The sequence below is a fragment of the Veillonella sp. AF13-2 genome (assembly GCF_003603295.1).
Lineage (GTDB): Bacteria > Bacillota > Negativicutes > Veillonellales > Veillonellaceae > Veillonella > Veillonella parvula_E.
The window spans coordinates 83,943-108,789 of the sequence record NZ_QTMT01000003.1 but is presented as its reverse complement, the minus strand read 5'-3'; the positions used below and the strand labels follow the sequence as shown (position 1 = coordinate 108,789).

16 protein-coding genes are annotated in these 24,847 nt (G+C 38.8%); 1 reads left to right on the top strand and 15 read right to left on the bottom strand.

The window, feature by feature from the left end; genetic code table 11:
- Positions 1–786 precede the first annotated feature (786 nt).
- From DWV85_RS06370 to DWV85_RS06355, 3 genes are read right to left on the bottom strand one after another with little or no spacing between them, the layout of a single operon-like run.
- The gene (locus tag DWV85_RS06370; RefSeq protein ID WP_123138342.1) at positions 787–1,620 is read right to left on the bottom strand and encodes a hypothetical protein; all 834 of its coding nucleotides are present in this window, start codon (positions 1,618–1,620) and stop codon (positions 787–789) included.
- The gene (locus tag DWV85_RS06360; RefSeq protein WP_243632538.1) at positions 1,617–8,933 is read right to left on the bottom strand and encodes a hemagglutinin repeat-containing protein; all 7,317 of its coding nucleotides are present in this window, start codon (positions 8,931–8,933) and stop codon (positions 1,617–1,619) included. The genes DWV85_RS06370 and DWV85_RS06360 overlap by 4 nt, the downstream gene beginning before the upstream one ends.
- A 60-nt stretch (positions 8,934–8,993) precedes the next feature.
- Positions 8,994–10,691, bottom strand: coding sequence for a ShlB/FhaC/HecB family hemolysin secretion/activation protein (locus DWV85_RS06355; protein WP_123138341.1), 1,698 nt, complete (start codon positions 10,689–10,691; stop codon positions 8,994–8,996).
- A 217-nt stretch (positions 10,692–10,908) separates the two neighbouring features.
- Here DWV85_RS06355 and DWV85_RS06350 point away from each other — a divergent pair, with 217 nt between their 5' ends.
- Positions 10,909–11,640, top strand: coding sequence for a copper amine oxidase N-terminal domain-containing protein (locus DWV85_RS06350; RefSeq protein WP_123138340.1), 732 nt, complete (start codon positions 10,909–10,911; stop codon positions 11,638–11,640).
- A gap of 171 nt (positions 11,641–11,811) precedes the next feature.
- Here DWV85_RS06350 and DWV85_RS06345 read toward each other — a convergent pair whose 3' ends face one another.
- The 12 genes from DWV85_RS06345 to hisJ all read right to left on the bottom strand — a co-directional run bounded on the left by DWV85_RS06345 (position 11,812) and on the right by hisJ (position 24,823).
- The gene (locus DWV85_RS06345; RefSeq protein ID WP_123138339.1) at positions 11,812–13,434 is read right to left on the bottom strand and encodes a membrane biogenesis protein AsmA; all 1,623 of its coding nucleotides are present in this window, start codon (positions 13,432–13,434) and stop codon (positions 11,812–11,814) included.
- A 223-nt stretch (positions 13,435–13,657) separates the two neighbouring features.
- Positions 13,658–15,490 (bottom strand): carbon starvation protein A, encoded by a 1,833-nt coding sequence (locus DWV85_RS06340; protein ID WP_123138338.1) that lies wholly within the window; start codon positions 15,488–15,490, stop codon positions 13,658–13,660.
- 281 nt (positions 15,491–15,771) lie between these two features.
- Entirely contained in the window at positions 15,772–16,398 is a 627-nt protein-coding gene (hisH, locus tag DWV85_RS06335) for an imidazole glycerol phosphate synthase subunit HisH (protein WP_123138337.1), read from the bottom strand.
- A 78-nt stretch (positions 16,399–16,476) separates the two neighbouring features.
- Positions 16,477–17,553: a histidinol-phosphate transaminase gene (hisC, locus tag DWV85_RS06330; RefSeq protein WP_123138336.1), complete on the bottom strand. Its 1,077-nt coding sequence runs from the start codon at positions 17,551–17,553 to the stop codon at positions 16,477–16,479.
- A gap of 109 nt (positions 17,554–17,662) precedes the next feature.
- The gene (gene hisE, locus DWV85_RS06325) at positions 17,663–17,989 is read right to left on the bottom strand and encodes a phosphoribosyl-ATP diphosphatase (RefSeq protein WP_123138335.1); all 327 of its coding nucleotides are present in this window, start codon (positions 17,987–17,989) and stop codon (positions 17,663–17,665) included.
- Positions 17,990–17,991: 2 nt separating this feature from the next.
- Complete coding sequence (gene hisI / locus DWV85_RS06320) at positions 17,992–18,309, bottom strand: phosphoribosyl-AMP cyclohydrolase (protein WP_004694201.1); 318 nt, start codon at positions 18,307–18,309, stop codon at positions 17,992–17,994.
- 161 nt (positions 18,310–18,470) lie between these two features.
- On the bottom strand, positions 18,471–19,229 hold the full coding sequence (gene hisF / locus DWV85_RS06315; protein WP_123138334.1) for an imidazole glycerol phosphate synthase subunit HisF: 759 nt from the start codon (positions 19,227–19,229) through the stop codon (positions 18,471–18,473).
- A gap of 84 nt (positions 19,230–19,313) precedes the next feature.
- Positions 19,314–20,036 carry a 1-(5-phosphoribosyl)-5-[(5-phosphoribosylamino)methylideneamino]imidazole-4-carboxamide isomerase gene (gene hisA / locus DWV85_RS06310; RefSeq protein ID WP_123138333.1) on the bottom strand — a complete coding sequence of 241 codons (723 nt, stop codon included), beginning with the start codon at positions 20,034–20,036 and terminating at the stop codon, positions 19,314–19,316.
- 13 nt (positions 20,037–20,049) lie between these two features.
- Positions 20,050–20,640, bottom strand: a complete 591-nt coding sequence (gene hisB / locus DWV85_RS06305; RefSeq protein ID WP_123138332.1) for an imidazoleglycerol-phosphate dehydratase HisB — start codon at positions 20,638–20,640, stop codon at positions 20,050–20,052.
- A gap of 122 nt (positions 20,641–20,762) precedes the next feature.
- Entirely contained in the window at positions 20,763–22,040 is a 1,278-nt protein-coding gene (gene hisD / locus DWV85_RS06300; protein ID WP_008603225.1) for a histidinol dehydrogenase, read from the bottom strand.
- A gap of 72 nt (positions 22,041–22,112) precedes the next feature.
- Positions 22,113–23,717, bottom strand: coding sequence for an ATP phosphoribosyltransferase (gene hisG, locus DWV85_RS06295; RefSeq protein ID WP_123138331.1), 1,605 nt, complete (start codon positions 23,715–23,717; stop codon positions 22,113–22,115).
- Positions 23,718–23,959: 242 nt separating this feature from the next.
- Entirely contained in the window at positions 23,960–24,823 is an 864-nt protein-coding gene (gene hisJ / locus DWV85_RS06290) for a histidinol-phosphatase HisJ (RefSeq protein WP_012863724.1), read from the bottom strand.
- Positions 24,824–24,847: the final 24 nt, after the last annotated feature.

Genomic DNA, 24,847 nt, shown 5'->3' with positions numbered 1-24,847 from the left:
TTTTTCTTAAGAGTATTTTATATATGATCCAATAGAGAACAATTGCCGAATAAAAGATGACTACGAAAACTAAGGGTAAATGAATATGCACAAACACTAACTCCTTTTACGACTTAAATAGTTATAAATATAAGTCCATACTACATAGATCAAAAGGATTACAATATATACAGTAAATCGACTTCATCCTCGATCATTTCAGGATTTGTAACAATAGTAAAAGGAATAATTATAAGAAAGAAAAGTACAACGCCCCTGACAAAATAATTATAAATTTTTAAAAATAACATATGAGTATTCCTATCATTAAAACCACTCGTTTACAACACAACTAAAATTTTAACTCTAATATATCACAAATTTTATATAAATTTATATAATAAAAATTAGAATAATCCATCATGATTGCCACATCCTTAACACCATATATCGGCTATGATAAGAGTGCCAAGATAGTAAAAGGACGCTATAGTTCTAAATCATTCAGTAATACTTATCACTGAAGTTTAGACTATAACGTCCTATCGGGTTTAAATGATCATGACCTTAAGATTAATTCAAATATAATCATTTTTTTAAGAGCTTATATATAAAGTACCATCCCAACATAAATATTCCACTAATAATATAAGCACTACCATAGAAATATATCCAAAACTCGTCACTAGTAACCTCAGGATCCATAACAAGCATTAATGTAATGCCTCCTAGGAAAAAAATCATTCCAACCCAAAAGATTAAATTAAATATTTTAAAAATATTTTCACCTCAATAATTTGCTAACACTTATATTAAAATTATATGATTAGGCATCTTATCAAACGGAATTAAATACTCTGAAAGACTTGTTAATTCGTCCAAATCATTACGAGTTATAACATATAAATGGAGTCCATCATCTTTTCCAACTATATCAGCCCGCTCACCATACCACGGTCTTTTATATGATAATATCCAACTTTTTATATCTCCATATAGGTTAAAAATCTGTAATTGTTCCTCTCCAATAGCTAAACCATATCTATCCGTCACAGATACATCAAAATACGGGACAGAAATAGGGTTTTTAATCTGAACCTTTTTAAAATAATCTAATATAGTTATATTATCTGTATCCAAACAAACTAATTTTCCATTATGAGAATAGGACTCTTTTGTTTCACTTTCATAAATAACGTATGCAAATTTTTCATCATATTCTGCTACTTCATTTATAATATGAACAGAATAATCAACCAATGACAAAGATACTACCCCTTTATTGGTATGCATTAAAATTATGTCATCATTAAATTTGTATAATTGATAAAAATAGAATTCCTTAATATTATTAGGAATAGGTATTAACTTAACAAAATGTGTATCAATATCTACAAAGCATAAAGACGACTCTAATTTAAATACAATTCTGTTTTTCAGCATATCTGTATATATAGCTTCAATAAGTAATAATTGTTCGCCTATATAAATTCTATTAACTTCGCTCCAATCCATGTCCAAAATAATTAGACCATTAAGTTTATCATTTATAATTATATAATTTGCACATCGCAAAGCAAAAATTATAACATTTTCTGAACTTGGACTTTTTATCTGTTTAATAGGTTCTAATTCTATCATCTATATTCCTTACTAAGTTTCTTTTTAGAATCAGCAGAATGTGGCTTTATTTCCCCCGTCAAAGGATCTGCTTCTCCTAAATGATTACCTTTTCTATCAAATACTTCTAAATGTGCTTTCTTTCCAAAGTGAAGTGTATCTCTATAATAATATTTTTTATCTTTTTTATAAACCTGAGCACCATGAGGTTCGACTTTACCTATTTTATCAAATGTACCATCTGATAAAATAGTTTCAGAATCTTTAGGCAGACGATTTTCCCTAATATAAGGGGCTTCTTCATCAAAGTTAAATTTGGTGGATATTTCTGGCTTCTCTCTATTATGCTTTGCAAACAGCGTAAGATTCTTTTCAAAATTATTAGCTGAATGAACTGCTAGTGTACTACCTGCCATTATTTGTGTCACAGATACCGGCGTAGCAACAGCTGTTACTCCGCCAGCTGTAAATATCCCCGTCTCTATAACACCTGTGCCAGCAGTAATACCACCACCAACAACACCTATCCCATCTCCTAATAATTTACCACCGTAATAATATTGGTTGTAACTAGGAGTGATTCCTAAAGAACGTTCAAATGCTGAAAAACCATCTTCAGTAAAGCTATCCAAAACACCTCTTGTAACATCAGTACTTTTTAAAATATGTGATAAGAGTTTATCTTCTCCTACTCGTATCCGATTATAATGATATAAAGTATTTTCATCAAATTCATCAGATCCAGCTTTAAAGCCCTCTATTTTACTTATTATTTCAGCCCGATTTAAAGCGAATATATTTTTCTCATTTTGTATTCGCTCAGCAAAAGAACTTTCCTCTTTCAAAGGTAATGATATTACTTTTACCATCGCCTTCTTAAGCTTACCAGTATTAGAATCTAAAGAGAATGCACGATCAAGACTAATATTATATCTGTTACGCTCTCGTTTATACGGAAGATAGATATTAAAATCAATTAAGTCCGATATTGTATTAAAATATTTTTTAAATATACTTTTCTCTTGACTAATATAATCAGCTTCTTGTTTTTCATCAATAGCTTTCCATTTTTGAATTACTAGTTTACGTTCCTTTTCACTCTTAGCCAAAGAAAGCTCATACTCATACTGTTTTCCTTGCTCATGAGTTAAATAATTACTTGTTGTAGCAGATAGTGAAATACCAGTTCCTAACGAAGAGTGTGAAACTGTTTTACCTAAAACCGCACTAGCAATTTTATATACATCAGAGTTATCAACATATTTACCATCAGCATTTATTGTACTATTAGGATGTTTAGCTACTTCCTTAGCAATAGCCCCCACCATTATCTCATTAGCACTAGCAGTTGCAAAACCGTCTAAACTGGAGCCTCCAGCCATATTAGAGACTACTGCACCAAAACCACCATGTAAGGCAACTTTATAAATGCCACCATCTTTCCATTTATCAGCTTCTTTTTGATATCGTTTTTTTAGAGCTTCATCAGAAGTATTAGCGACTTTTTCCTCATACTTCTGAACTTGCTTCATTGCAATATCCCCAATTAACTTGAAGCCCTCATCAGATACAGCATTAACGTATTCCATACGTTCTTTTACATCAGCCTTATCAAATATTGGTTTAATACTATTGAGTGCATGTTCAGTATCTCTGTTAATAGCAGTAAGTGGTTTACCCTCTACTTCTACCAATATAGCATCACTAATAGCAGATTTTGTAGTAGATTGGGCCTCATCTGATACTGGAATAGAAACTACTGGAGATAGTCCCAATGGGTTGATTTTACCGAGAATACCTTTTGCTGTCAATCCAGATGTATTCATTGCTATACCAGATTTCTTAGCCTTATAAGACGCTTCATTATGAATGTCTTCCATAACTAGAGATTTGGTAGACATCTTATTTTTTTCAGGTGTAGCTTTACTAGTTATAATAGCACCTTTTAATGTTGTCGTATTGCCAACAGTAATATTCACACCATCATTACCTGCATGTATACCCGATTGATCTGTAACACTTTTATAAGTACTATCAATATTGCCTTTTACATTAACACCATTAATCGTAGGTTGAGATATAAAGTTTGCACCAGATATAGATATCCCCTTATTCTTGGATGTTTCATGATAAATCTGACTGTCTTGTAAGCTTTCTACAGTGAGATTATTACCTACTTTCGCCGTTACACCTCGCCCAGAAACAGTAGACCCAATAAGGTTCGTATTACTGCCACTTTCAATAGATACGTTATTAGTACCTACAACATGTGTCCCTGTATGAGTAGTAGTATCTTCTATGCCATTTTCTGTCCCTTTATAAGCGGATGCCGACCAACCTACGAGCCCTCCAGTTCTCATACCAATATTAGCAGAAACATTCCAGCCACTAGACTTACTATTTGTTTCAACACGTTGCGTATTTGAACCGGCCTCTAGATTGATAGTATTGGAAGCAGCTAATTGTACATTCTTCCCTTTGATTTGCTCGCCAATTGCAGTAATATTACCTTTAATTGAATCTGCACTATTAGCATGAATCAAAACAGTTCCATCAGAGTCAATAGTCCCACTAGAATACGTATGACGTTCTAACTTCGATTCAGCTACACTTTTACTAGATCCAATACCTATTTGTACATTAATAGCTCTATCAATGGCTTTATCAGTAGCTTTATCAACAACACTTTTATTTTCTTCTAAAGTACTTCGTCTTTTCAGTAAAAACTCTTGTTTAGCTTTAAGCTCTGCTAACTTAGTTGCGTCAGTTTCTGGTGTATTGACTATATCAGCATTGACACGTTCCAATTGTGAATTAATAGCTCTCATTTGGCCATTATAACTTCTATCAACAATTTGCTTTGCTTCGCCAATAGCAGAGAGCAATCGATCCATAGACTGTTTGCCTTCTAATGATTTAAAGCGACTGTTTCTTCTATCAGATGCACTGTGTTGTTTTTTTACAGCACTATCTATTTTTTCAACAACACTGCCACCTAAACTTACAGTTAACCCTGAAGACTTACGTTCATGACGCTCCTCTTGTTTATACAAGTCATCTTTACCATCTAATATAATATCTTGCCCTAAAATGACAACGCCATTTTTCCCTACTGCATTCGTCGTGGTCAAATGAACTGTGCCACCCGCTTGTACAGTAACTTCTCCATTTGTGGATCCTAAAGTTGTGGCTTTATGAGTAGTTTCATCGATATAATAGTTATCTTTCGATTGTTTTTTACCAATCATGATACCCATACCAGCACCCATAATACCAGATTTTTTTACATCTTTAGATGCGGTACTTAGAGTATGCTTTGCCGCTGCATCCGTTATTACATCATGACCTGCTAATACAGATGTTCCTGCGGTACTCACGATATTAGAAGATGTAAGTGTCACATCGTTATTAGCACCTACCACTACAGTATGACCACTGACTGTACTCATTAATGCATTTGTAGATTCATCATTTGTTTTGATTTTAGTCTCCTTTTTATTAAGGAGGCCTTTTTCTTTGTATTTTAACGCAAATGCATCTTTAGACTCGCTATAGCCATTTTCAATGGATACATCATTTTCACCAATTACTTTTACCGCCCCAGAATCACTGCTAACAGTCAAATTACGAGCCTTAATATCATTTTTGGCGCCAATAGATACATTTCCACCAGCCTCTATTGTCGTTCCTAGTTCAGTTTGACGATAGGTTCGTAAATAATTATCCCCATCTTGAGTCATATCTTTTTTAGCAGTAAGAATATCTGTAGTACTATTAATATCATGTCCAGCGGTAATAGTGATAGCCCCTTCTTTACCTAATGCTTCAATAGTTGCACCACCTAGGTTTACGTCATTGCCAGCAGATACGATCATAACGCCTGTATCACCGCTTATAGCAATACCCGCCGTTTTATGTAAAACATCTTGGTTTGTTAAATGCTCAATAGAATTGTTAAAAGTGATATTCTCTTTTGCTTGTAATCCTACAGCATCACGACCAACAATTTGACCTTGTTGGTAAATAGTTGTATCCGATTGCAAACCAACTTTGTCTGCATTAATATGACCGTTATTAATAATATCTTGATTAGATGCGAGAACTACTGTTTTACCCTGAATAACACCTTCATTATGAATACGTTTCTTTGCATTCATAACCAATGTATTAGCACTTATTAGTGTTCCATCAGTATGTAACTGTAAACCATTGCTTTGTTTAAGGTATACCTTAGGATAGATCACCTCAACAGGTTTTCCCTCTACCATAACAATATCTTTTACAAGCCAGACCATATCACTAGTTAAACTAGCTGCTTGTTCTGCTGTCAGTGCTACACCTGGAGCAATACCGTGTTGTTTAGCATAGACAATACCGGCATCCATGAGCGCTTTAAATTGACTTTCGTCATCTGTATACCCATCAAGGAATCTATACCCTGTTCCAAATACAATCTGCTGTCTAACCAAGGTCTGCTCATACAAACCATCACCTAGTCGTTTTTCGATATTTTCAGGCTTTGTTTTCATCTCTCGATACATATAATCGGAAGATAAAAAGGCTTTTTTATTCGTAAATTGCGGATCTGTTTCAACTACATAGTTAGCAGTGCTTTCAGGATGTATTCTATACAAAGATTCTGTAGGCAATGCCAAAATATTAGTTCCTGCAGTTGGTTTAGATGCATCATTGCTGCTATCTTGTGCAAATGGATTTAAGAAGTCTTGTACCTCTTTACGGTGATTATCCCCTACCTCACCTTTTGCCTTACCATTTTTGTCTTCTTTCTTAGCCACCCCAAGTGATATTGGATTTTCTTTATTTACTTGTGGAGTCATAAATACTTGACCCTTATAACCTCTTCGTCTAGATTTATGTGGCCATCTTCTTTTATAGGTATATGAAGCTTCTGTAGTACCAAATGTATTAGTCACTTCTTGATTTTCTTTTGCTACTTGATCAATAGCACCCGTAGTAGTTAATGTACCACCTACAACCATTTGACTATTTTCATTAGTACCATTTCCCGTGAATGACAGATCCCCACCAAAGCGCACAACACCTGGCGTACTATTTTTCACCTCTTCTTTAGAGGTCATTGTTTTATTTCGAATAATAGTATAATTGTCTATTTTTTCATTAGCTACTCCGGAAATTTTTTGGTTATGTAATTCAGCCTTTGCATTATGAGCTTTAATTTTTTCATTTAATGAAGCTAAAATTGGCTTATATTGTGCATCCCACGCTTCTTGTTCAGGACCTGACGTTAGTGGGCGCTCTGTTGTCATAGATGTAATGCCAAACTCTTTAAAAATAGGATCATCATAAGCGTACGAAGGTACTTGTGTACCAATATATTCTGCTGGAATTAACTCTTCACCTGCCGCTTGCTCTTCTGGCGTAATTTGTTCTACCGTAACATATTCTGCAGCCTCATATATTGGCATTGGGGATTTTCCGTAACTATGGAGTGCGCCATAGCCACTATTTAAAGAAGTAAATTCAGACTTTTTAAAAACTTGACCATGCTCACTATGATTTTTATCTGTAATCAGGATTTGATCTTCTTGCTCTGTCAGCATAGCGTCATTACTTGCACCAGAAAGACCTTTTTCAATTTCAGGGCTAACACGTTTTGCTGTAAAGGAAGAGTTCTTATTTTGGTAGTCTTTACTTCGGATGACACCTTTTCCAATTCCCTCAATAGTACCACCGATATTGTGCAAAGTGTCTCGACCATCCAATGTCATAGTGCCACCACTATACACAAGAGACTTCTCTCTATTCAAGATAGAATCCGCCTCAATAGTTACATCATCTCGACCTGCAACAGTACTCCCTTTATGAGCAGATAATTCCTCTTGTACTAACTTAACAATCTTAAGCTTTTCATCATATACTTGGGATAGTTCTTTGATTCGGTTCAAATATTCATCTTGTTCAGTTTTTGATGTAAAAGCTGTAGTATCTATAGCATAAGCTGCTTCAAGCTTATCCTCTGCTGCTTTCATATCTGCCATAGCAGCATCTAATTTAGATTCTAACGCCACATTCTTACGATTTTCCAGTACCTCAGTTTGTATCGCTACTTTTCCACCATAAATGCGACCATTCTCTATATTATGTACTTCTTTACTATTAATTCTAGTAGTACCACCAGATACAATCACTGCGTCAGTATTACGAATAGTACCTGCCTCAACAGACAAGGAGCCATTACCTGTCACAGCGCCTTGAGTATTGGCACCAGCTGCCATTGTATTTTTGTTAGTTAAAGTTTCTTCTACCTTAATATGTCCATTTTTAACGGATGTAATATTCCCTGCATTAATTAACTCTTTTGTTTCTAAATCCAAGTTTCCACCTGAAGCAATTGTCTTTATATTCTGTATAGAATTTGCTTTAGCCACGAGACTTGTATCGGATTGAAGCGTACCATTAACAGATAGATGACCATTAGCATCTACTGAAACAGACTGAGACCCTGCAACTACACCATTAAGATTAACACCTACACCAGCTTCAGTGCCAACCATAGTAATATGATTAGCATACATCCCACCTACTGCAGCCACATCTAATCCAATCATTGGTTTTGTTTCAACAGTTGAAGACTCTAAAGCTGTAGCCTTTAAGTTGTTAGCATCAATGTGATTTTGTCCGGTACGAGTATTAAGTTTGTTTGCCCAAACCCCTGCATTTACATTAATAGTTCTTGCCAAGATAGATACAGAATCTGCACCTTTTCCATCAAGACCTTTGCCTTCAATAGCAACTTTCCCTTGTTCTACGCGGTAATTTTGTAAATTTCCAGCACCATTTAATTCTGCTCTACCTGTAGTTAACACAGCATGATCTGCATTAAGGAACCCACCACCATTAACTGTAATGCCGTTAGGATTTGCGACCACAACTGAAGCTCTTTGCCCCGCCACTTCTAAATAACCATTCATAGATGTCGGTGTACCTGATGTAACTTGGTTTACGATAACCTTTGCAGTACCATTCACCATGTTACTATTACCTTGTACATAACCAGCAAGTTCTGTTTTACTCGTTACATATGAGTTATTTAAAATAGCCCCTTGTTTCTCTACATTAAATTGCTCATATTTATTCATAGAGACGCCCTTATTAGTGGGTGCCGTAATATTAATTAAAGGTATCTGATTAGCAGTTTCCTGAACTAATGGTCGTTCAGTAATAACAGCATTATTATCTGGCATAATTGGCGAAGCCAGTACCATCGATTGAGATGCTACAAACACCCCAAAACTTAGCCAGGATACAATCTTACGCCCTAGTGTACGTCGTTCTTGATTCGTTTTACACATATAACTCTCCAATTATATAAATAATAGTTCAACACTTATTAAGTCTTAATTATATTTAGATTAGAATCTATATCCTACGGTAAAACCGCTATAAAACTTCTTCGTATGATATCCTTGTGGCTTATATAAAGGTGTGCTGATAAATGCATCAAATAATAAACCTGATGCATAATTACCTCTTATACCGATTGCAGTACCTGCAATGGCTTTACCTACCAATTTTTCTGCACTTTTACCATATACCGCGCCTACATCTAAACCAAGATATACTTCTGTATTAAGATGAGGAATAACAGAGACTACCTCATTACGTAAATACCACCCACTATCACCCATAAGTGTATATTCACCATCAAAACCATAGACACTATACCGATTACCAATATTTATAGTGTCTACACTATATACCCTTTTACCGCCTTGTACCCATTGTCCATGAAATGAAGATGTAAAGGATGCAGGACGATGGCCCATAACAAATGGCTTACGATAATCGACATCAGCAAGCCACATATGATATCTAGATGTAGGCCCCCCCATTGCAACAGATGCTGTATGTTCGGGCTGTGCACCAAATGCACCAATGCCCCATTGAAATCCTAAACGAGAATACAAGGTAGCATTACCAATATATTTACGATTAGAAACACCAAACTCCATTGAGGTAGTACGTAATGCTTGCACCGGAATTTCCGTATCATTAACAAAGCGATGATTATGACGTGTACTGATAGAAATATCAAATGCACGTTTCTCACGCTGTGTACGAGACCAAACATGATTCCATTTTGCCTTTATAGTAGTTGACTTACCACTATATGTGAAGTCATATGGATTGGACTGTATCATTTGATGATATCGTGATTTAGAAAAACTAAAACTAAAGGTATCCTTTCCATGAGGTATAATATAATTAAGACTGGCTGCACGAGTTCCTTTTATACTACCTGATCCACTAAGATCACCTGATAATGACATAGTAAATGTATCATTAGCTCTAAAAACTTGATCAAAAGAGGTAGTAAAGCTACCTTGATATATCCCGGTTGATTCCAGACCACTATTATCAATACTAATCGATCCATATACTGGCTTTTCTTGTTTGATTGATAGCTCAATAACAGATGTACCTATAGCTTTACCTGGGAGTAACTTCATTGTCACGGATTGAGATGATACACGTTTCATCTGCTCAAGACCTTGTTCAATATCACGGATATTAAGTATATCTCCAGGTCGTACAACTAAGGCAGTTCGCCAAGGTCCATGAGCCGAAGACTCACTATAACGGATATCTTCCACTCGACCAGGTATAACCATCAATTGTAATATTCCATCATTTAAATTTTGTTCTGGAATATAGACTTGAGATGTTACAAACCCCTTATCCAACAATTTACGTTGAAAGGCATTACGAATATTAGTAATATCTGATACAGTTACATTTTTTTGCTCATACTTGTGGGTAAGCTTATTTAGAAAAGATAATTCTTTAGGCATACCATCTAACTGTATTTGTTTAATATAAAAAGACGCACCATTCTGATCAGAAGGTACGTCTATAAGTGCCGGCTCACTAGCAACAGTCTCTACACGCTCTTCATCTAAGCGTAAGCTACGTTCTCGTTGAGTATCCCGGTCTTGTTGTAATTGCTCTTGTTGAGCTATAGGTATAATTGGATCAGTAGCCTGAACCATTAAAGGCATAGATAGACTATATATACCTAAACTCAGAAGAACTAAGTGTTTTTTATTCACGAAACTCTCCTATAAACATACTCAAATAGCACCAATCATGATAAGTTCATGAAATACGTATCATCAGAATAGCATAATTAAAGTTTTGTTGTAAAGTATAAATATATTTCTTCTTTTTAGTTTTATAAAATTAAAATTCATAATATAATATTCATATATCCATGTTATATTACCAATTATGATTTATCGTGACGTTTTATACACAATGGAGGTTACCATGAAATTAAAACAACTGATTTTGTCCGGTATAGCCGTTGGAGCGCTAGCTTTCACAAGCGGAATGGTACAGCCTGCACAGGCAGCAGTCGGTATGGATACGCCTGCACCGACGCAAAGTTTAAAGAGACCTGCATCAGTAACGACACAGCATTATATCAATGTTGATGGCATATTATTGGAGCCCATAGATAATAAACCAAATGTTATCTATGTTGACGGTCAGCCACTCGTAGCGTTACGTCAAGTATCAGAAGCATTAGGTTATAAAGTGTCTTGGGATGCCCCTACAAAAACGGCATTAATCGATATGAACATTGCTACCTTAGCAGTACAACCAGACTCTAAACAAGTCGTGCGCAAGGGTAAACTGCAAATCATCAACCTTGATACATCCGAATCTTTACTTCCTGCAGCACGTATGGTAGACGGAATTCTGTATGTAAGTCCGAACGCATTCAAACTCTTGTTAAATGATGTAACCATCAATAAAGACGAAATCTATATCGTTCCACAACAAAGTCAATTGGCCACTGATTCTAACACGCAAAAAGGCAAACGAAACGGTATCGAAACATTTTTACCGGATCAAGGAGATAAAGTAATTCCATACGAAGAAAAGGAAACCAAAGAAAAGAAACCTCTTATTACGGTAAAACGAACTAACACCAAAACAGATACCAAAGACACAGAAAATACCGAATATGTACGCTCTAACGGATTAAACAGATAATAAAATCTTTCGTATAGCTATATATAATTTAGCACCTTATAACTTAAAGAAGGCAACTCATCACCATGATGGATTGCCTTCTTTTTATAATTTTTGCTAGTTTATTATTTTTGTTACTTTATATTATTACTTTATTGTTTCTTCTTACTCTTTACGGCTCAATATAGTTTATTACTTACTGTTTTTTAACAGATTATCTAAGCTATCTTTTGCCGAATCCATACTCCGCTTCAGATCCTTCATGGATTCTTTCATGTCCGGCGCTATAAGCCCAGATTTGTCGATGCCCTTTGCAGAGTCAGAAGCACGCCTACTATTTTCTCTAGCTTGTTTCATATCATCTTTAATGCGAGTCATATTTTCATCAATTTCATCAAATGACTCATCATACAGAATGAAATTACTACCCCCGTGAGATGTAATATTAAGCGGCCCCATCGTAAGTTGTCCATCATCGATACGCAGAGCATCCGTAGTAATAGTGGTGATTTTCGTATGTACGTTCACATCGCTAAAGGATAAATGCCGCCCTTTATTGTGAAAGTTTCCCGTAATACTTTGAATTGGAATCAGCATATAGTGCCCTTCACCAGACCAGAAGTTCCCCCATACCTCCATGTCTCGAGGTTGGCCTTCACTTTTAAAGTTCAAATTTGCCGATACAGGCACGAGGAACTCAGGAGCCTTGAGGGCTACACTACTGTCTAAATCCTTTGCTACACCAGTAATCGTATAGGCTCGAGTGTCCAAATTATATACACCCTTAGCCTCCAATTTACCGCTGTATACATTGGCACTAACGTTTTCAAAATTCAAAATACCATCTTGGTACGTCACATCTCCTACTACATTCTCAAAAGTAAGTGCGGGGATGCGTAAAATAGGCATCGTCACACGACCTTTAGCAAAAGGACGGTTAAAATCACCTGTTACCTTTGTAAGCAAGGTCATGGCATCATGAATATTCTCACCAAAGCCTAGGGATGATGGATCCACCCCTTTCACATCAAATTGTAGATCCAGTTGAGGCATGCGATGCTTTAAAACATCCTTTAAATCTACACGACCTTTTAATACGAGACCATCCCCTATGGCAGTACCACCAAATTTGCCCGTCTCCATATCGATACGAATCGCTCGCTTACTATCAAGATCAATTTTTGAGTTTACATTCTTTATCACATAATGGCGATTTCTATTAAAAACCTCTAACTGACTATTTCTAAGTGTAATCTTAAGATCTAAATGTTGACCTTGCCAATTAAAGTTACGTACTTTCTTACCTAGTTCCTCTTGCCGTTCTTGTGTGGTCTTTTTAGGTGCTTTTGGACGAGGCTCTACCTCATTAATTGGTTTATTTACATCTGGAGATATGGGCGCGAAATCCAACCGATTATTATCGTCCAAATCAATGACTATAACCGCATCATCTAATTCAATGCCCTTGATAGCAGAGGATTTAAAGTTACGTGTCACCACATCCCACATATTGACGCGGACTTTCCCGCTTGGTGCATTGAACAACTCATGCCCTTCTGGATCCTTCCAAACAAGGCCTGTAAAAGTCAGAGTCCCCCACGGGGTAGCAGATAAACTTTCAACAGTAACCGTACCGCGCATCAAAGTTTGTCGAGCCATAACCTCATTAAAAATAACGCCCATTCCACGACTAGCAATGGTTGCTAGTACAAAGACTATAATCGCTCCAATGGCAAGAAAAGCAGCAATGCCTTTTAGGCCTTTCTTATACAATTGTTTATATTTTGTCCAATAAGACCGTATATAATGTTTCATAGCCCTATTATAACATGTTCAAATAACAATACCCATGTGGTGTTGCCTGTATCAATCATATTGACCATAAGAAACTCTTTTCCATACAAAAAGCGCCTTGCTCACAGAAAATTCTGCATGCAAGGCACCGTTACCTAACTATTTTATAAAAAAGGCAGCAAATTTATAGATTAAAAGTGCACTCACAAATGTGAGTGCACTTTATATATTACAATAATCAATCTTATGCTTTTACTTCTTTACCGTATTTTACAAGGCTTTCAGCTTCGATTTCAGCTTGAGTCCGATAGTCTTGAGGAATATTGGACAAGCGAATCCAGCTACGTATAGCTTCAATTAATACGATAAGGATCATGAGGAACATAGCGGCACTAAATGCTACTAGAATCCATTTACCAGCAGGAATATAGCTGTAGAATACATTTTCATAGTCTGCAGCGATAGCCACGATAGCCATTAAGATACAAGGAATACCTGTTACCCAAGCATAGCGTTTGCGGCCAAGTCTCATAATAACTGTAGTACCTACGGCCAATGTCATGGTACCTAATAATTGGTTAGATACGCCGAATAGAGGCCAGATAATACCGATGTTACCTTGTAGAACTAGGTAGCCCCACAAGATACAAATTAAAGCGGCACAACCATACACACCAGGAGCCCAGTGTTGGTCGTTGAATTTAGGATGGAAATGACCTAATAATTCTTGAAGTAAGTAACGACCTACACGAGTACCAGCATCGATTAATGTCATGATGAACAATGCTTCAAACATGATACAGAAGTGATACCAGTAACCCATCAAGTGAGCCATGTTAGGCAATCTGGAGAAGATATGAGCCATACCTACTGCAAGGGATACGGCGCCACCAGGACGGTGCATCAAGTCTTCACCAACCATTGCAGACAATGCTGGCAATTCATGGACTTGAAGGCCTAAAGCTTTGAAAGACTCAACTGTGGAGTTAATCGCAAAGTAATCATCTGGATGCAATGCAGTGGCAGCAATCAACGCCATCATAGCGATGAAGCCTTCTGTTAACATCGCACCATAACCGATAGGTAAAATTTCTTTTTCATTAGTAAGCATTTTAGGTGTTGTACCTGTAGCAATAACAGTATGGAAGCCAGATAACGCACCACATGCGATAGTAATGAAGATGTAAGGGAATACGGAACCTTTCAATACAGGACCGCCGCCCCAGATGTAAGGAGTTACAGCTGGCATTTGAATTTCAGGCATTACAATGATAATACCAAGAGCCAATGCACCGATTGTACCGATTTTAAGGTATGTGGACAAATAGTCACGAGGAGCAAGTAACAACCATACTGGCAATGCAGCTGCAAAGAAACCATACACAGCAAGCATAATTTCAATGGTTTGCAAGTCGTATGTGAACCAAGATGCATATTCGCTAGCCGCTATATTTGGGCCGTAGATGATAGCTGCGAAGATTAAGGCTACCCCAATAATAGTCGCCTCTTGGATTTTACCAGGACGCAACCATTTCAAATAAATACCAATAAAAATAGCGATTGGAATGGTAGCAAATACGGAGAAGAATCCCCAAGGAGAGTTATGCAATGCATTAGCTACTACTACAGCCATACCAGCAAGGGTAATGATCAATAGGAATAAGGTAGCGAGCATAGCACCAAAACCAGCAAGTTTACTGATTTCTTCGCGAGCAATATCCGCAATCGATTTACCATCGTAACGAACGGAAGCAAACAAGATAACCATATCATGTACAGCACCGGCTAATACGGAACCAATTAGGATCCATAATGCCCCAGGCAAATATCCAAACTGTGCTGCGATAACAGGACCTACAAGTGGACCTGCACCAGCAATTGCTGCAAAGTGATGACCAAAGGTTACCCATTTGTTGGTTGGCACGTAATCGTGACCATCATTGTGAACCATAGCTGGCGTTGGACGATATTGATCCAATGTCAGTACCTTAGCCGCTATAAAAGCCCCATAAAAGCGGTACGCTAAAATTAGAATACACGCGGAGGCAATAACTAAGTAAATACCATTCATAACCATATAAACACCTCCAATAATCACGTGACATGGAGTATATGAATATTACTGATAAAACTTATGTATCGTATCCATGCCACAATGGCTTCCTAAAATGTTAGTACTTACAACATTATTGTATAACTAATCAACAAGGTGTCAATTATTAATTTCTCATTTTGAAAGTTAAGTATAACTATAAAGCATAATAACGGCATTCTCTACCTATGAGATGCCGTTATTATCCTAGATATATTGGTTACTGAATGACTTATTCCTATCTGTAATGAAAGATAGCTATATCCCTATTCTCCTGCTGCTCTATAAGTTTTTGTAATAGTCCCAAATGTACGCAACAAATTTAGACCTACGACACCGCTTTTTTCAGGATGGAATTGCATTCCATATACTCTACCTCGTTCTACAATGCCAGGTACATCGATACCATAATTTGCAGTAGATGTGATATATTCAGAATTTGTATCCACATAATAGGAATGAACGAAATATGTATATTGATCATCTACATTGCTAAAAGCACTATGAGGCTGGTGTACTACATTTTTATTCCAACCCATATGAGGCACGCTAAGGCCAAGGTTGCGAGGAATTTCTTTTACCTTACCGGGAATAAGGCCTAAACCGGGCGTTGGGCCGTATTCTTCAGATTCTTCAAATAAAAGTTGCATGCCTAAACAAATACCTAATAAAGGTATTTCACGTTTTACTACTTCATAGATGACATCGACTAAACCACGTTCTTTTAGAACTGCCATCGCCGGTGCATATGCGCCTACACCTGGCAAGAGAACACTATCAGCATTTAATATAGTCGCCGAGTCTGCCGTTAGCACTGCTTCAAGACCAATGTAAGCTAAGGCTTTCTGGACATTGAAGGTATTCCCTGCATCATAATCTATAATGGCAATCATAATAAACTCCATTCTATAGGGTAAAACACGATAAGATTAAACAAAACGTATTACGAATTGTATGTTATTCTATACGAATTAATTCATGAAGTCTCTTAATATCTTACGCATAATATCCCCATCTTGAGACATGGGAATCGTAAGACGTAACCATCCTTCTCGTTGACCTCGGCGCACTTGGTAACCTGATTTAAGCCAAGCATCTGCAAGACCCTCTGCATCAGGCGCTGCAAAGAAAATAAAATTAGCCTCACTCTTATAGTAGTGAATACCTAGCTCATCAAAGAGGCTTTCCCATTTTGCCCGTTCCTCTGCATTTTGAGAGACCGTTCTCGCCACGAATTCTTGATCACCGAAAGCGGCTTCTGCAGCCACTTGAGATAAGGTATTCAAATTGTACGGCAAGCGAATGGTTTGCATATAATTTGCCAATTCTATAGGTGTCATCATGTAGCCTACACGGTAGTTAGCAAGGCCATAGGCTTTCGAGAAGGTACGCATGATAGCCACATTAGGGAATTCATCCAATAGCGCACGTGCCGTAGGAACTGCTACGGAGGTAACAAAATCGATATACGCCTCGTCTATGATGACCAAGGTTTCCTTTGGTATAGCTGCTACAAATTTACGGATATCTTCAACAGACTCATAGGTACCCGTTGGATTATTAGGATTACAAATCCACACGAGGCGTGTCGTTTCATCTACAGCTTTCACGAGAGCAGAAAAATCATACTGTCCCGTTTCAAAATCAGCTGGCACCTCGCGGATCTCAGCACCTTCCACGAGGCCATTCAAGGCATATTCCGAGAAGGCTGGCACGCTTACTACGATGGAGTCACCAGCGGTAATCAATGTTTTATTGACCATGGCGATGACCTCATCGAGACCTACGCCGATGACGAGTTGCTCAGGTTGTACTTGCCAGTAGTCAGCGAGTTTCATACGCAAATTGGAGGCGTTGCCATCCGGATAGTAGTTGGCATCATTATGGGTTACATAGCTAAGGATAGCCTCCCGTACCAATGGCGATGTACCGTAAGGATTTTCATTCGCCGACAAGCGCACCAATCGCTCTACACCAAGGCGCTCTTTCACCGCTTCAGCCGGCTCCTCAGGTATATAAGGTTTCAATGTGCGAATTATCTCTTTCATAGGCTATCCTTTCTATCTATTCCTTAACGCATATAACTCATATAACACTTAAAAAACACATATAAACTCCACCAGAGCTCATATGTCTGAGCTCATAATAGGATATACATTATAAATTTGTAATTTCTGGGCGATCCGTAGTCTTGCTAACAACCCCTTCACGGCTCGCAAGCTCTGCTTCAATGGCTTCGTATGGAATATTTTTCTCCGCTAATAACACGAGCAAGTGATATAACACGTCTGCTGTTTCGTAAATCAGCTCCTGTGGATCTTCATTTTTTGCGGCGATTACTACCTCTGTAGCCTCTTCACCAACTTTTTTCAAGATTTTATCGAGCCCATTGTCGAATAAATAATTCGTATAAGAACCTGCCTTTGGCTGTACCTTGCGATTTTTAATAATTTCGTATAATTCGTTCAGTGTTTGCTGTGCCATGTTTAACTCCGTTCTACTTCATTAAAGAAACAGCTTGTGCGCCCTGTGTGACAGGCAGGTCCTTCAGGCTTAACTTGAATGAGCAAAGTATCGCCATCACAATCTAGGGCCATGCTCACCACGTGCTGCACATTACCGCTAGTGCCACCCTTATGCCATAACTCTTCACGAGACCGAGACCAAAACCACGTTTCCCTTGTTTCTAGTGTTTTGTGAAAGCTTTCTTCGTTCATCCAAGCCACCATGAGGACGTCCTTAGTCTCCGCATCCTGCACAACCGTCGGCAACAAGCCATTTCCTTTTTCAAAATCCGGTTTCATATTCTATCCTTTATTAAAAGTAATCACCAATCTGTTATCCTATATTAGCTTGTATCTCTATCTATTTCTATTCTATTTATCTATAAACAAACTATTTAACGGACTCTGAACATATAGACTAGTAAAGAACTTACGAGAGATAATAATTTCTTAAATCTGTTTTAGCGTACTGTAATTCCGTGAGCTCGTAGTGCTTGTTTAAGTTCAGGAATTTTAACTTCTCCGAAGTGGAATATAGATGCCGCCAGTGCACCGGTAACGCTGGTTTGCTTAAAGAGATTTATAAAATCCTCAACCTTACCTGCCCCTCCAGAGGCGATGATAGGTACATTTACGACGGACTCTAGAGCCTTATATAGTTCAATATCAAAGCCGGATTTCGTGCCATCTTTGTCCATACTTGTCACTAATAACTCTCCTGCTCCACGAGCTACGGCCTCTTTAGCCCAGTCTAGAGCTTTCCACTCTGTACGCTTGCGACCTCCGTGAGTATAGGCATACCATTCGCCAGTTTCGTCATCGGTTTTCACGTCGATGGCTACTACCATACATTGATTGCCAAACTTTTGAGCTCCTTCTGTGATGAGCTCAGGGTTAGCGAGAGCCGCGGAGTTCAAAGATACCTTGTCCGCACCAGCTTTCAACAAAGCCGTCATATCATCAACACTCTTTATGCCGCCCCCCACTGTGAGTGGCATAAAAACTTGTGTGGAGATTTCTTGTACCACATCGCGCATAGTAGTCCGCGCATCAACGGTGGCCGTAATATCTAAGAATACCAGCTCATCCGCTTGTTGCTGCTCATAGGAGGCCGCAATGTCTACTGGACTGCCTACGTCTACGAGATTTACAAAGTTAACCCCTTTTTTTACCCGCCCATCATCTACATCAAGACAAGGGATAATCCGTTTCGCTAACATAAAGCTCCTTTCCATCGAATGTCACTCAATATATTCCATTGGTTGCGGTCAATAATTAATTTAAGAGCATCACAGTCATTTCTATTATTTCTGCTGATTGTACTCGGCGATTTCCTCTAGTGTAATCGAGCCCTCGTAAAGAGCCTTACCAACAATACTATCCATAACGCCTTTTTGTTCTAGCGATTTAATATCCCCTAGATTACGAACACCCCCAGAGGCAACGATGCGTGCTATAGGGAATTCTTTTTGCAAATTCCCAAGTAACTCTTCATTGGCGCCCTGCATCGTACCGTCTCTGTCTACATCGGTAACGATGAAATACTTTGCCCCACCTTCAACCATGGCACCAATTAAATCAGGCATCGGCACGTCCGATTGGTCGAGCCAACCTTCAGCGGCGACCTTGCCATTTTTTCCATCTACACCGATAACGATGCGCTCCGCACCGTATTCAGCGATAACCTGCTTCGTAAGTTCCGGATTTTTAAGCGCTACAGATCCTAAGATAACCCGATCTACGCCCAAACTCAAATAGAGGTCAACAGCCTCTTTATCTCGGATGCCGCCTCCGATTTCAAGGATACCTGTGAAAGCTGCACGCACTGCTTTTACAATGTCTACATTTACAGGCTTGCCCGCCTTGGCACCATCTAAATCGACGAGGTGCAAGGCTCCCACTTTAGCCGCTTCATATTGTTTTGCTTGGGCCACTGGATCTGGATTGATGACCGTTTCCTGCGCGAAATCGCCTTTATACAGGCGAACACTGCGCCCATCTTGTAAATCTATAGCTGGAAAAATCATACATTCTCCTTTATTAAATAACGCCCTTTGTAGAGTTAACCCCTTGGATATCCAGATTGATAGTAACTGCTTTGCGCAATGCACGACCCGTTGCCTTAAACATACTTTCAATAATGTGATGTGTATTGCGACCATACAAATTGCGCACATGTAAGTTCATAGCAGCGCTCATCGCAAGAGCTTGGAAGAAGTCCTCCACCAGCTCTGTTTCAAAGTTGCCACCTAAAACCGGCGTACTCCATTCCCCTTGGAAAACGAGGTACGGGCGACCACTCAAATCGATGACAACTTGCGTCAATGCTTCATCCATAGGGACCCAAGCATCGCCATAGCGCTCGATACCAGCCTTATCGCCAAGGGCTTTCACCAAGGCCTGCCCTAAGGCAAGTCCAACGTCCTCAACTGTATGATGAGCATCCACATATGTATCTCCCTTTGCCTCTACCACAAGGCTAAAACGGCCGTGCTTCGCCAATAGCGTCAACATGTGGTCAAAGAAGCCTATTCCGGTCGAGATGGAGCTTGTTTGTGCCCCATCAAGGGTAATTTCTACTGTAATATCTGTTTCTTGAGTGGTGCGTTGCACCGTGCCTGTGCGTATCATAACGACCTCTATACTTCAAATCTATTTTTATAATCTATATTTCTAATCTATATTTTCACTGTATATTTTAAATACACATATAAATATAGATGCCAAATCTATTTTCTAATATTTTTTATAATCTATTTTTCAAATCGTACTTCGATGGCACGAGCATGCGCTTCGAGACCTTCCGTACGAGCCAATGTAGTAATGTGTTTTGCCACTTCTTCTAAACGTTCTTTTGTAAATTGTGTGAAAGATGTACGTTTCACGAAATCATATACGCCTAACGGAGACGAGAATCGCGCCGTACCACTAGTAGGCAATACGTGGTTTGTACCACCTACATAATCGCCCAACGGCTCAGACGCATAAGCGCCAAGGAATACAGAGCCTGCATTTTGAACGAGGCTCATATAGTTCATTGGATCCGGCAATTGGATTTCCAAATGCTCTGGCGCCACTTCGTTCATTACGGTAAACATATCTTCAATGCTGTCCATAATAGCAATGTAACTGTTGTTTTCAATAGCTGGACGAGCGATGCTTTCACGAGGTAACAATTTAAGTTGACGTTCCACCTCATCAGATACGGCATTTGCTAAACTTTCACTAGTAGTCACCATAATAGCGCGTGCACGAGGATCATGTTCTGCTTGAGATAACAAGTCTGCTGCCAAATGAACTGGATTTGCGCTGTCATCGGCGATAACACCGATTTCACTTGGGCCCGCAATCATGTCGATATCGACTTGGCCAAATACTTGACGTTTCGCCGTAGCCACGTAAATATTGCCAGGACCTACAATTTTATCTACCTTTGGAATCGTTTCCGTACCATAAGCGAGGGCCGCCACACCTTGGGCACCGCCCACTTGATATACCGCATCAACGCCGGCAAGCTTTGCAGCACCTAATACGGCAGGATTAATGCCATCCTTTTGAGGCGGCGTAACCATGATGATTTCTTTTACGCCTGCAATCTTTGCGGGCAAAGCAGTCATGATAATGGTCGAAGGATACGCGGCTGTACCTCCAGGAACGTAAAGACCAACACGAGCCAAAGGAATGACCTTTTGACCACGGATGATACCCGGTGTATCCATATCCACAAAACCCTGCTCGATTTCACGGCTGTGGAATTCTGTAATATTCGCCTTTGCCTTTAATAATGCGGCTTTCAAATCATCAGATAAAGACTCATAAGCTGCGTCGATTTCCTCTTGAGGCACCTTGAAATCTTCAATGGAAACACCGTCAAATTTTTCAGAATACGATTTGAGCGCTGCATCACCGTTAGTGCGGACATCAGCAATGATATCGTACACCCGACGTTCAATCTCCATATCTGTGGTTTGCTGTGTGTAATTCCGTACGATAGCAAGCATCGCCTCTAATGATTCCTTATATATTTTCATCTGTCATCCTTCTTCCTACTTGAGCTATCCATATTGCTAGTTAAATATATGATTCACTCTACATCTTATTTATTAATTTTTATTAATTGCTTCTGAAAGCTGATCTATGAGTTTAAAAATGGTATTTCGCTTTTGTTTTAATGCTAATGGATTTGCTACTAAGCGTGTAGATATGGGCTGTAGCCAATCGAAGATTTCTAGATTGTTTTCACGCAAAGTGGTACCCGTTTCCGTAATATCTACGATAGCATCTGCTAGTCCTACAAGTGGGGCCAGCTCAACAGAGCCTTCAATTTTGATGATTTCTACATCTTGAGCTCCAAAGTATTGTTTTGTAACAGTTGGATATTTCGTACCAATTCGTTGACGACGGCCTTCTTTAGGGTCATAGCCTGCTAAAGAAGCCAAGATAAATTGGCATTTACCCGTTTGTAAATCAAGCATTTCATAGCTCGTATCGTCTTGTTCATCTAATACATCACTGCCGACGATACCGAGGTCCACAACGCCGTTTTTCAAATACGTCGTTACATCCGGCCCTTTTGCGAGGATGACCTCCATAAAATCGCCCAAAGAAATAATAAGTTTACGTGCCTTATTATGTAATGATTCACAATCTACGCCACAGGCTTCTAGGAGAGGAATAAAATCCTTTTCTACACGGCCCTTCGTAAGAGCGATGCGTAATGTATCGTTATCCTGCACTTTGCTTTCACCTTGCAAGGTAATATCAGTCAAGACATCAATGTTGAAAGCCATCCCAACGGCCGGCATCGGTGTACCATCAAAGCTAGATAACAGTCCATCATAACGACCACCACTGACGATATATTGAGACACGCCGTCCACATAACCTCTAAAGGTAATACCTGTGTAATAAGATTGAGGCGGTTCTGTAGACACATCAATGCGAACCTGTTGACCAGTTGCTTCCACTTGATTTGCCATATCTACGAGATTATCTAAAATGCGCTGCGCCGCTGCTGGCAAGATAATTTGATTAAGCTCATCCTTTATATCTTGAACCGTACCAAACAAGCGAGGCCATACAGTTAAGAAAGGATATAGCGCACTATTTTTAAAGTCAGAAATCAACTCATTATATCGTGGCAAGTATTTAGTGAATAACGCCTCTAAGAGCTCCGCTTTTTCATCATCTCTGAGTCCTAGAGCATCAGTAATAGCACGAGAAAAACGAGCATCCCCAATTTCAAGCAATAAATTGTTGCCCAACTGAGCTTCGTTCACCTCTTTAATAATCTTGAAACACTCTTGCTCAGCCTCAAGCCCTTCGTAGCCTACCATCTCGATGCCACCTTGCGTCACTTGGTTAACATCGCCACGGTGCTTTTTATTTTTCATAAATACATCGCCCAAGTAGTAGAACGTGCGAGGCAATTCAATATTTGTAGTCGCTAAGAAACGACCGATAGGCATGGTCAAATCAGGACGAATTACGACAGACACTTCAGAACTATCCATGAATTCGTACATATGTTGACCGCGCCCCATTGCATAGCCATTGAATACATCTTTGTACTCTACGAGAGGCGTAGAGATCTTTGTGTATTGACGATTTCGACAAAGACCGAGTACATATTGACTCACATCATCCTTGCGCTCTGCTACGATCCCTATATCATCACGGAACCCCGTAGGTAATTGCTGCTGTACCATCGTAAACATCCTTTCTATCATTTCGTCTTATTAGTTCTCTTGTCTATGAAAGCATCATATAACTAGTATTAAATGCGTTATATAAATCTTCTATTTACTATGAGAAAAATTCTACCTATATCGATACTTTTCTATTTTATCGCTTTATCTAGCTAAAGTATGAAACTATAATATAACGGTTCTATAGAATTGTCAATAGAACCGTTAATATTTCATGTATTTACTATAATAATGATTTTATACTAGCCCCAAACATTTTCTATATCTGCCACACTATGTGCATCAGATCCCAATACAAATGGCACACCGATGATAGCCGCCATGCCTTGAATGAAGCGACTTGGGTACATTTCACGGCAGTCAGGTTTGAAGAAGCCGCTCATGTTGTAGTCTAGCTCGCGACCTTGGACGCGCATAATATGCAAAATATCGCTCACCACCTGCGCATTGCGACGATCTAAATGACGTTCAAAGCCAAAGTGATGTTGGTATTTCTTGATTAAATCAAAGTGGCCTATACGTTTAGGTGTATATTCACCGAGGTCAGCACGCACGGCTTGGCGCACGGTGGAGTAATATTTGTAATATAACTCATATTGTTTTTCGATCCACGGCCCAAAACCTTTTTCGAATTCTTCAGGACTGTAGTCTAAGCAGTAAAAGGCATTATTAACGCCTTCCATAAAGTGAACGGATAAAATATTATCATCCGTCAACGGACCATAACGATCCAAGAACTCTTGAATATCTGATTCAAAGCCTGGAATATAATCGACTTCAAAACCGAGAGAAATATCGATATGTGTGCCATACGCACGTTGTAATTGACGGCCTAGCTCTAAGTAGGTATCAACTTCATTTAATTTCAAAGACGCTGTGTCATAGGCCTTTTTATCGCCACCGTATTCTGCAGCAAAAGCTGTTGGCAATGGTGCATGTTCTGTAAGGCATACCTTTTCAATACGCAACTCGATAGCCTTTTCTATCATCATCGCAGTTCGGTCCCCACTACCATGTGGACACAACTCCGTATGCACATGACCGTCCACGAGACGGCTACGATACTTACTATATCCAACGAACTGCCGTTCATCTTTCATGTTCATTCAATCACCCCTATTCGCCCTAAC

Excerpts from the sequence above, each read along its gene's own strand:
- DWV85_RS06370 (WP_123138342.1), bottom strand. The coding sequence starts at position 1,620 with ATGATAGAATTAGAACCTATTAAACAGATAAAAAGTCCAAGTTCAGAA.
- hisI (WP_004694201.1), bottom strand. The coding sequence starts at position 18,309 with ATGAAACCGGATTTTGAAAAAGGAAATGGCTTGTTGCCGACGGTTGTG.
- hisC (WP_123138336.1), bottom strand. The coding sequence starts at position 17,553 with ATGAAAGAGATAATTCGCACATTGAAACCTTATATACCTGAGGAGCCG.
- hisA (WP_123138333.1), bottom strand. The coding sequence starts at position 20,036 with ATGATTTTTCCAGCTATAGATTTACAAGATGGGCGCAGTGTTCGCCTG.
- DWV85_RS06360 (WP_243632538.1), bottom strand. The coding sequence starts at position 8,933 with ATGTGTAAAACGAATCAAGAACGACGTACACTAGGGCGTAAGATTGTA.
- DWV85_RS06340 (WP_123138338.1), bottom strand. The coding sequence starts at position 15,490 with ATGGTTATGAATGGTATTTACTTAGTTATTGCCTCCGCGTGTATTCTA.
- hisF (WP_123138334.1), bottom strand. The coding sequence starts at position 19,229 with ATGTTAGCGAAACGGATTATCCCTTGTCTTGATGTAGATGATGGGCGG.
- hisH (WP_123138337.1), bottom strand. The coding sequence starts at position 16,398 with ATGATTGCCATTATAGATTATGATGCAGGGAATACCTTCAATGTCCAG.
- hisD (WP_008603225.1), bottom strand. The coding sequence starts at position 22,040 with ATGAAAATATATAAGGAATCATTAGAGGCGATGCTTGCTATCGTACGG.
- DWV85_RS06350 (WP_123138340.1), top strand. The coding sequence starts at position 10,909 with ATGAAATTAAAACAACTGATTTTGTCCGGTATAGCCGTTGGAGCGCTA.
- hisE (WP_123138335.1), bottom strand. The coding sequence starts at position 17,989 with ATGGCACAGCAAACACTGAACGAATTATACGAAATTATTAAAAATCGC.
- hisG (WP_123138331.1), bottom strand. The coding sequence starts at position 23,717 with ATGGTACAGCAGCAATTACCTACGGGGTTCCGTGATGATATAGGGATC.
- hisJ (WP_012863724.1), bottom strand. The coding sequence starts at position 24,823 with ATGAACATGAAAGATGAACGGCAGTTCGTTGGATATAGTAAGTATCGT.
- DWV85_RS06345 (WP_123138339.1), bottom strand. The coding sequence starts at position 13,434 with ATGAAACATTATATACGGTCTTATTGGACAAAATATAAACAATTGTAT.
- hisB (WP_123138332.1), bottom strand. The coding sequence starts at position 20,640 with ATGATACGCACAGGCACGGTGCAACGCACCACTCAAGAAACAGATATT.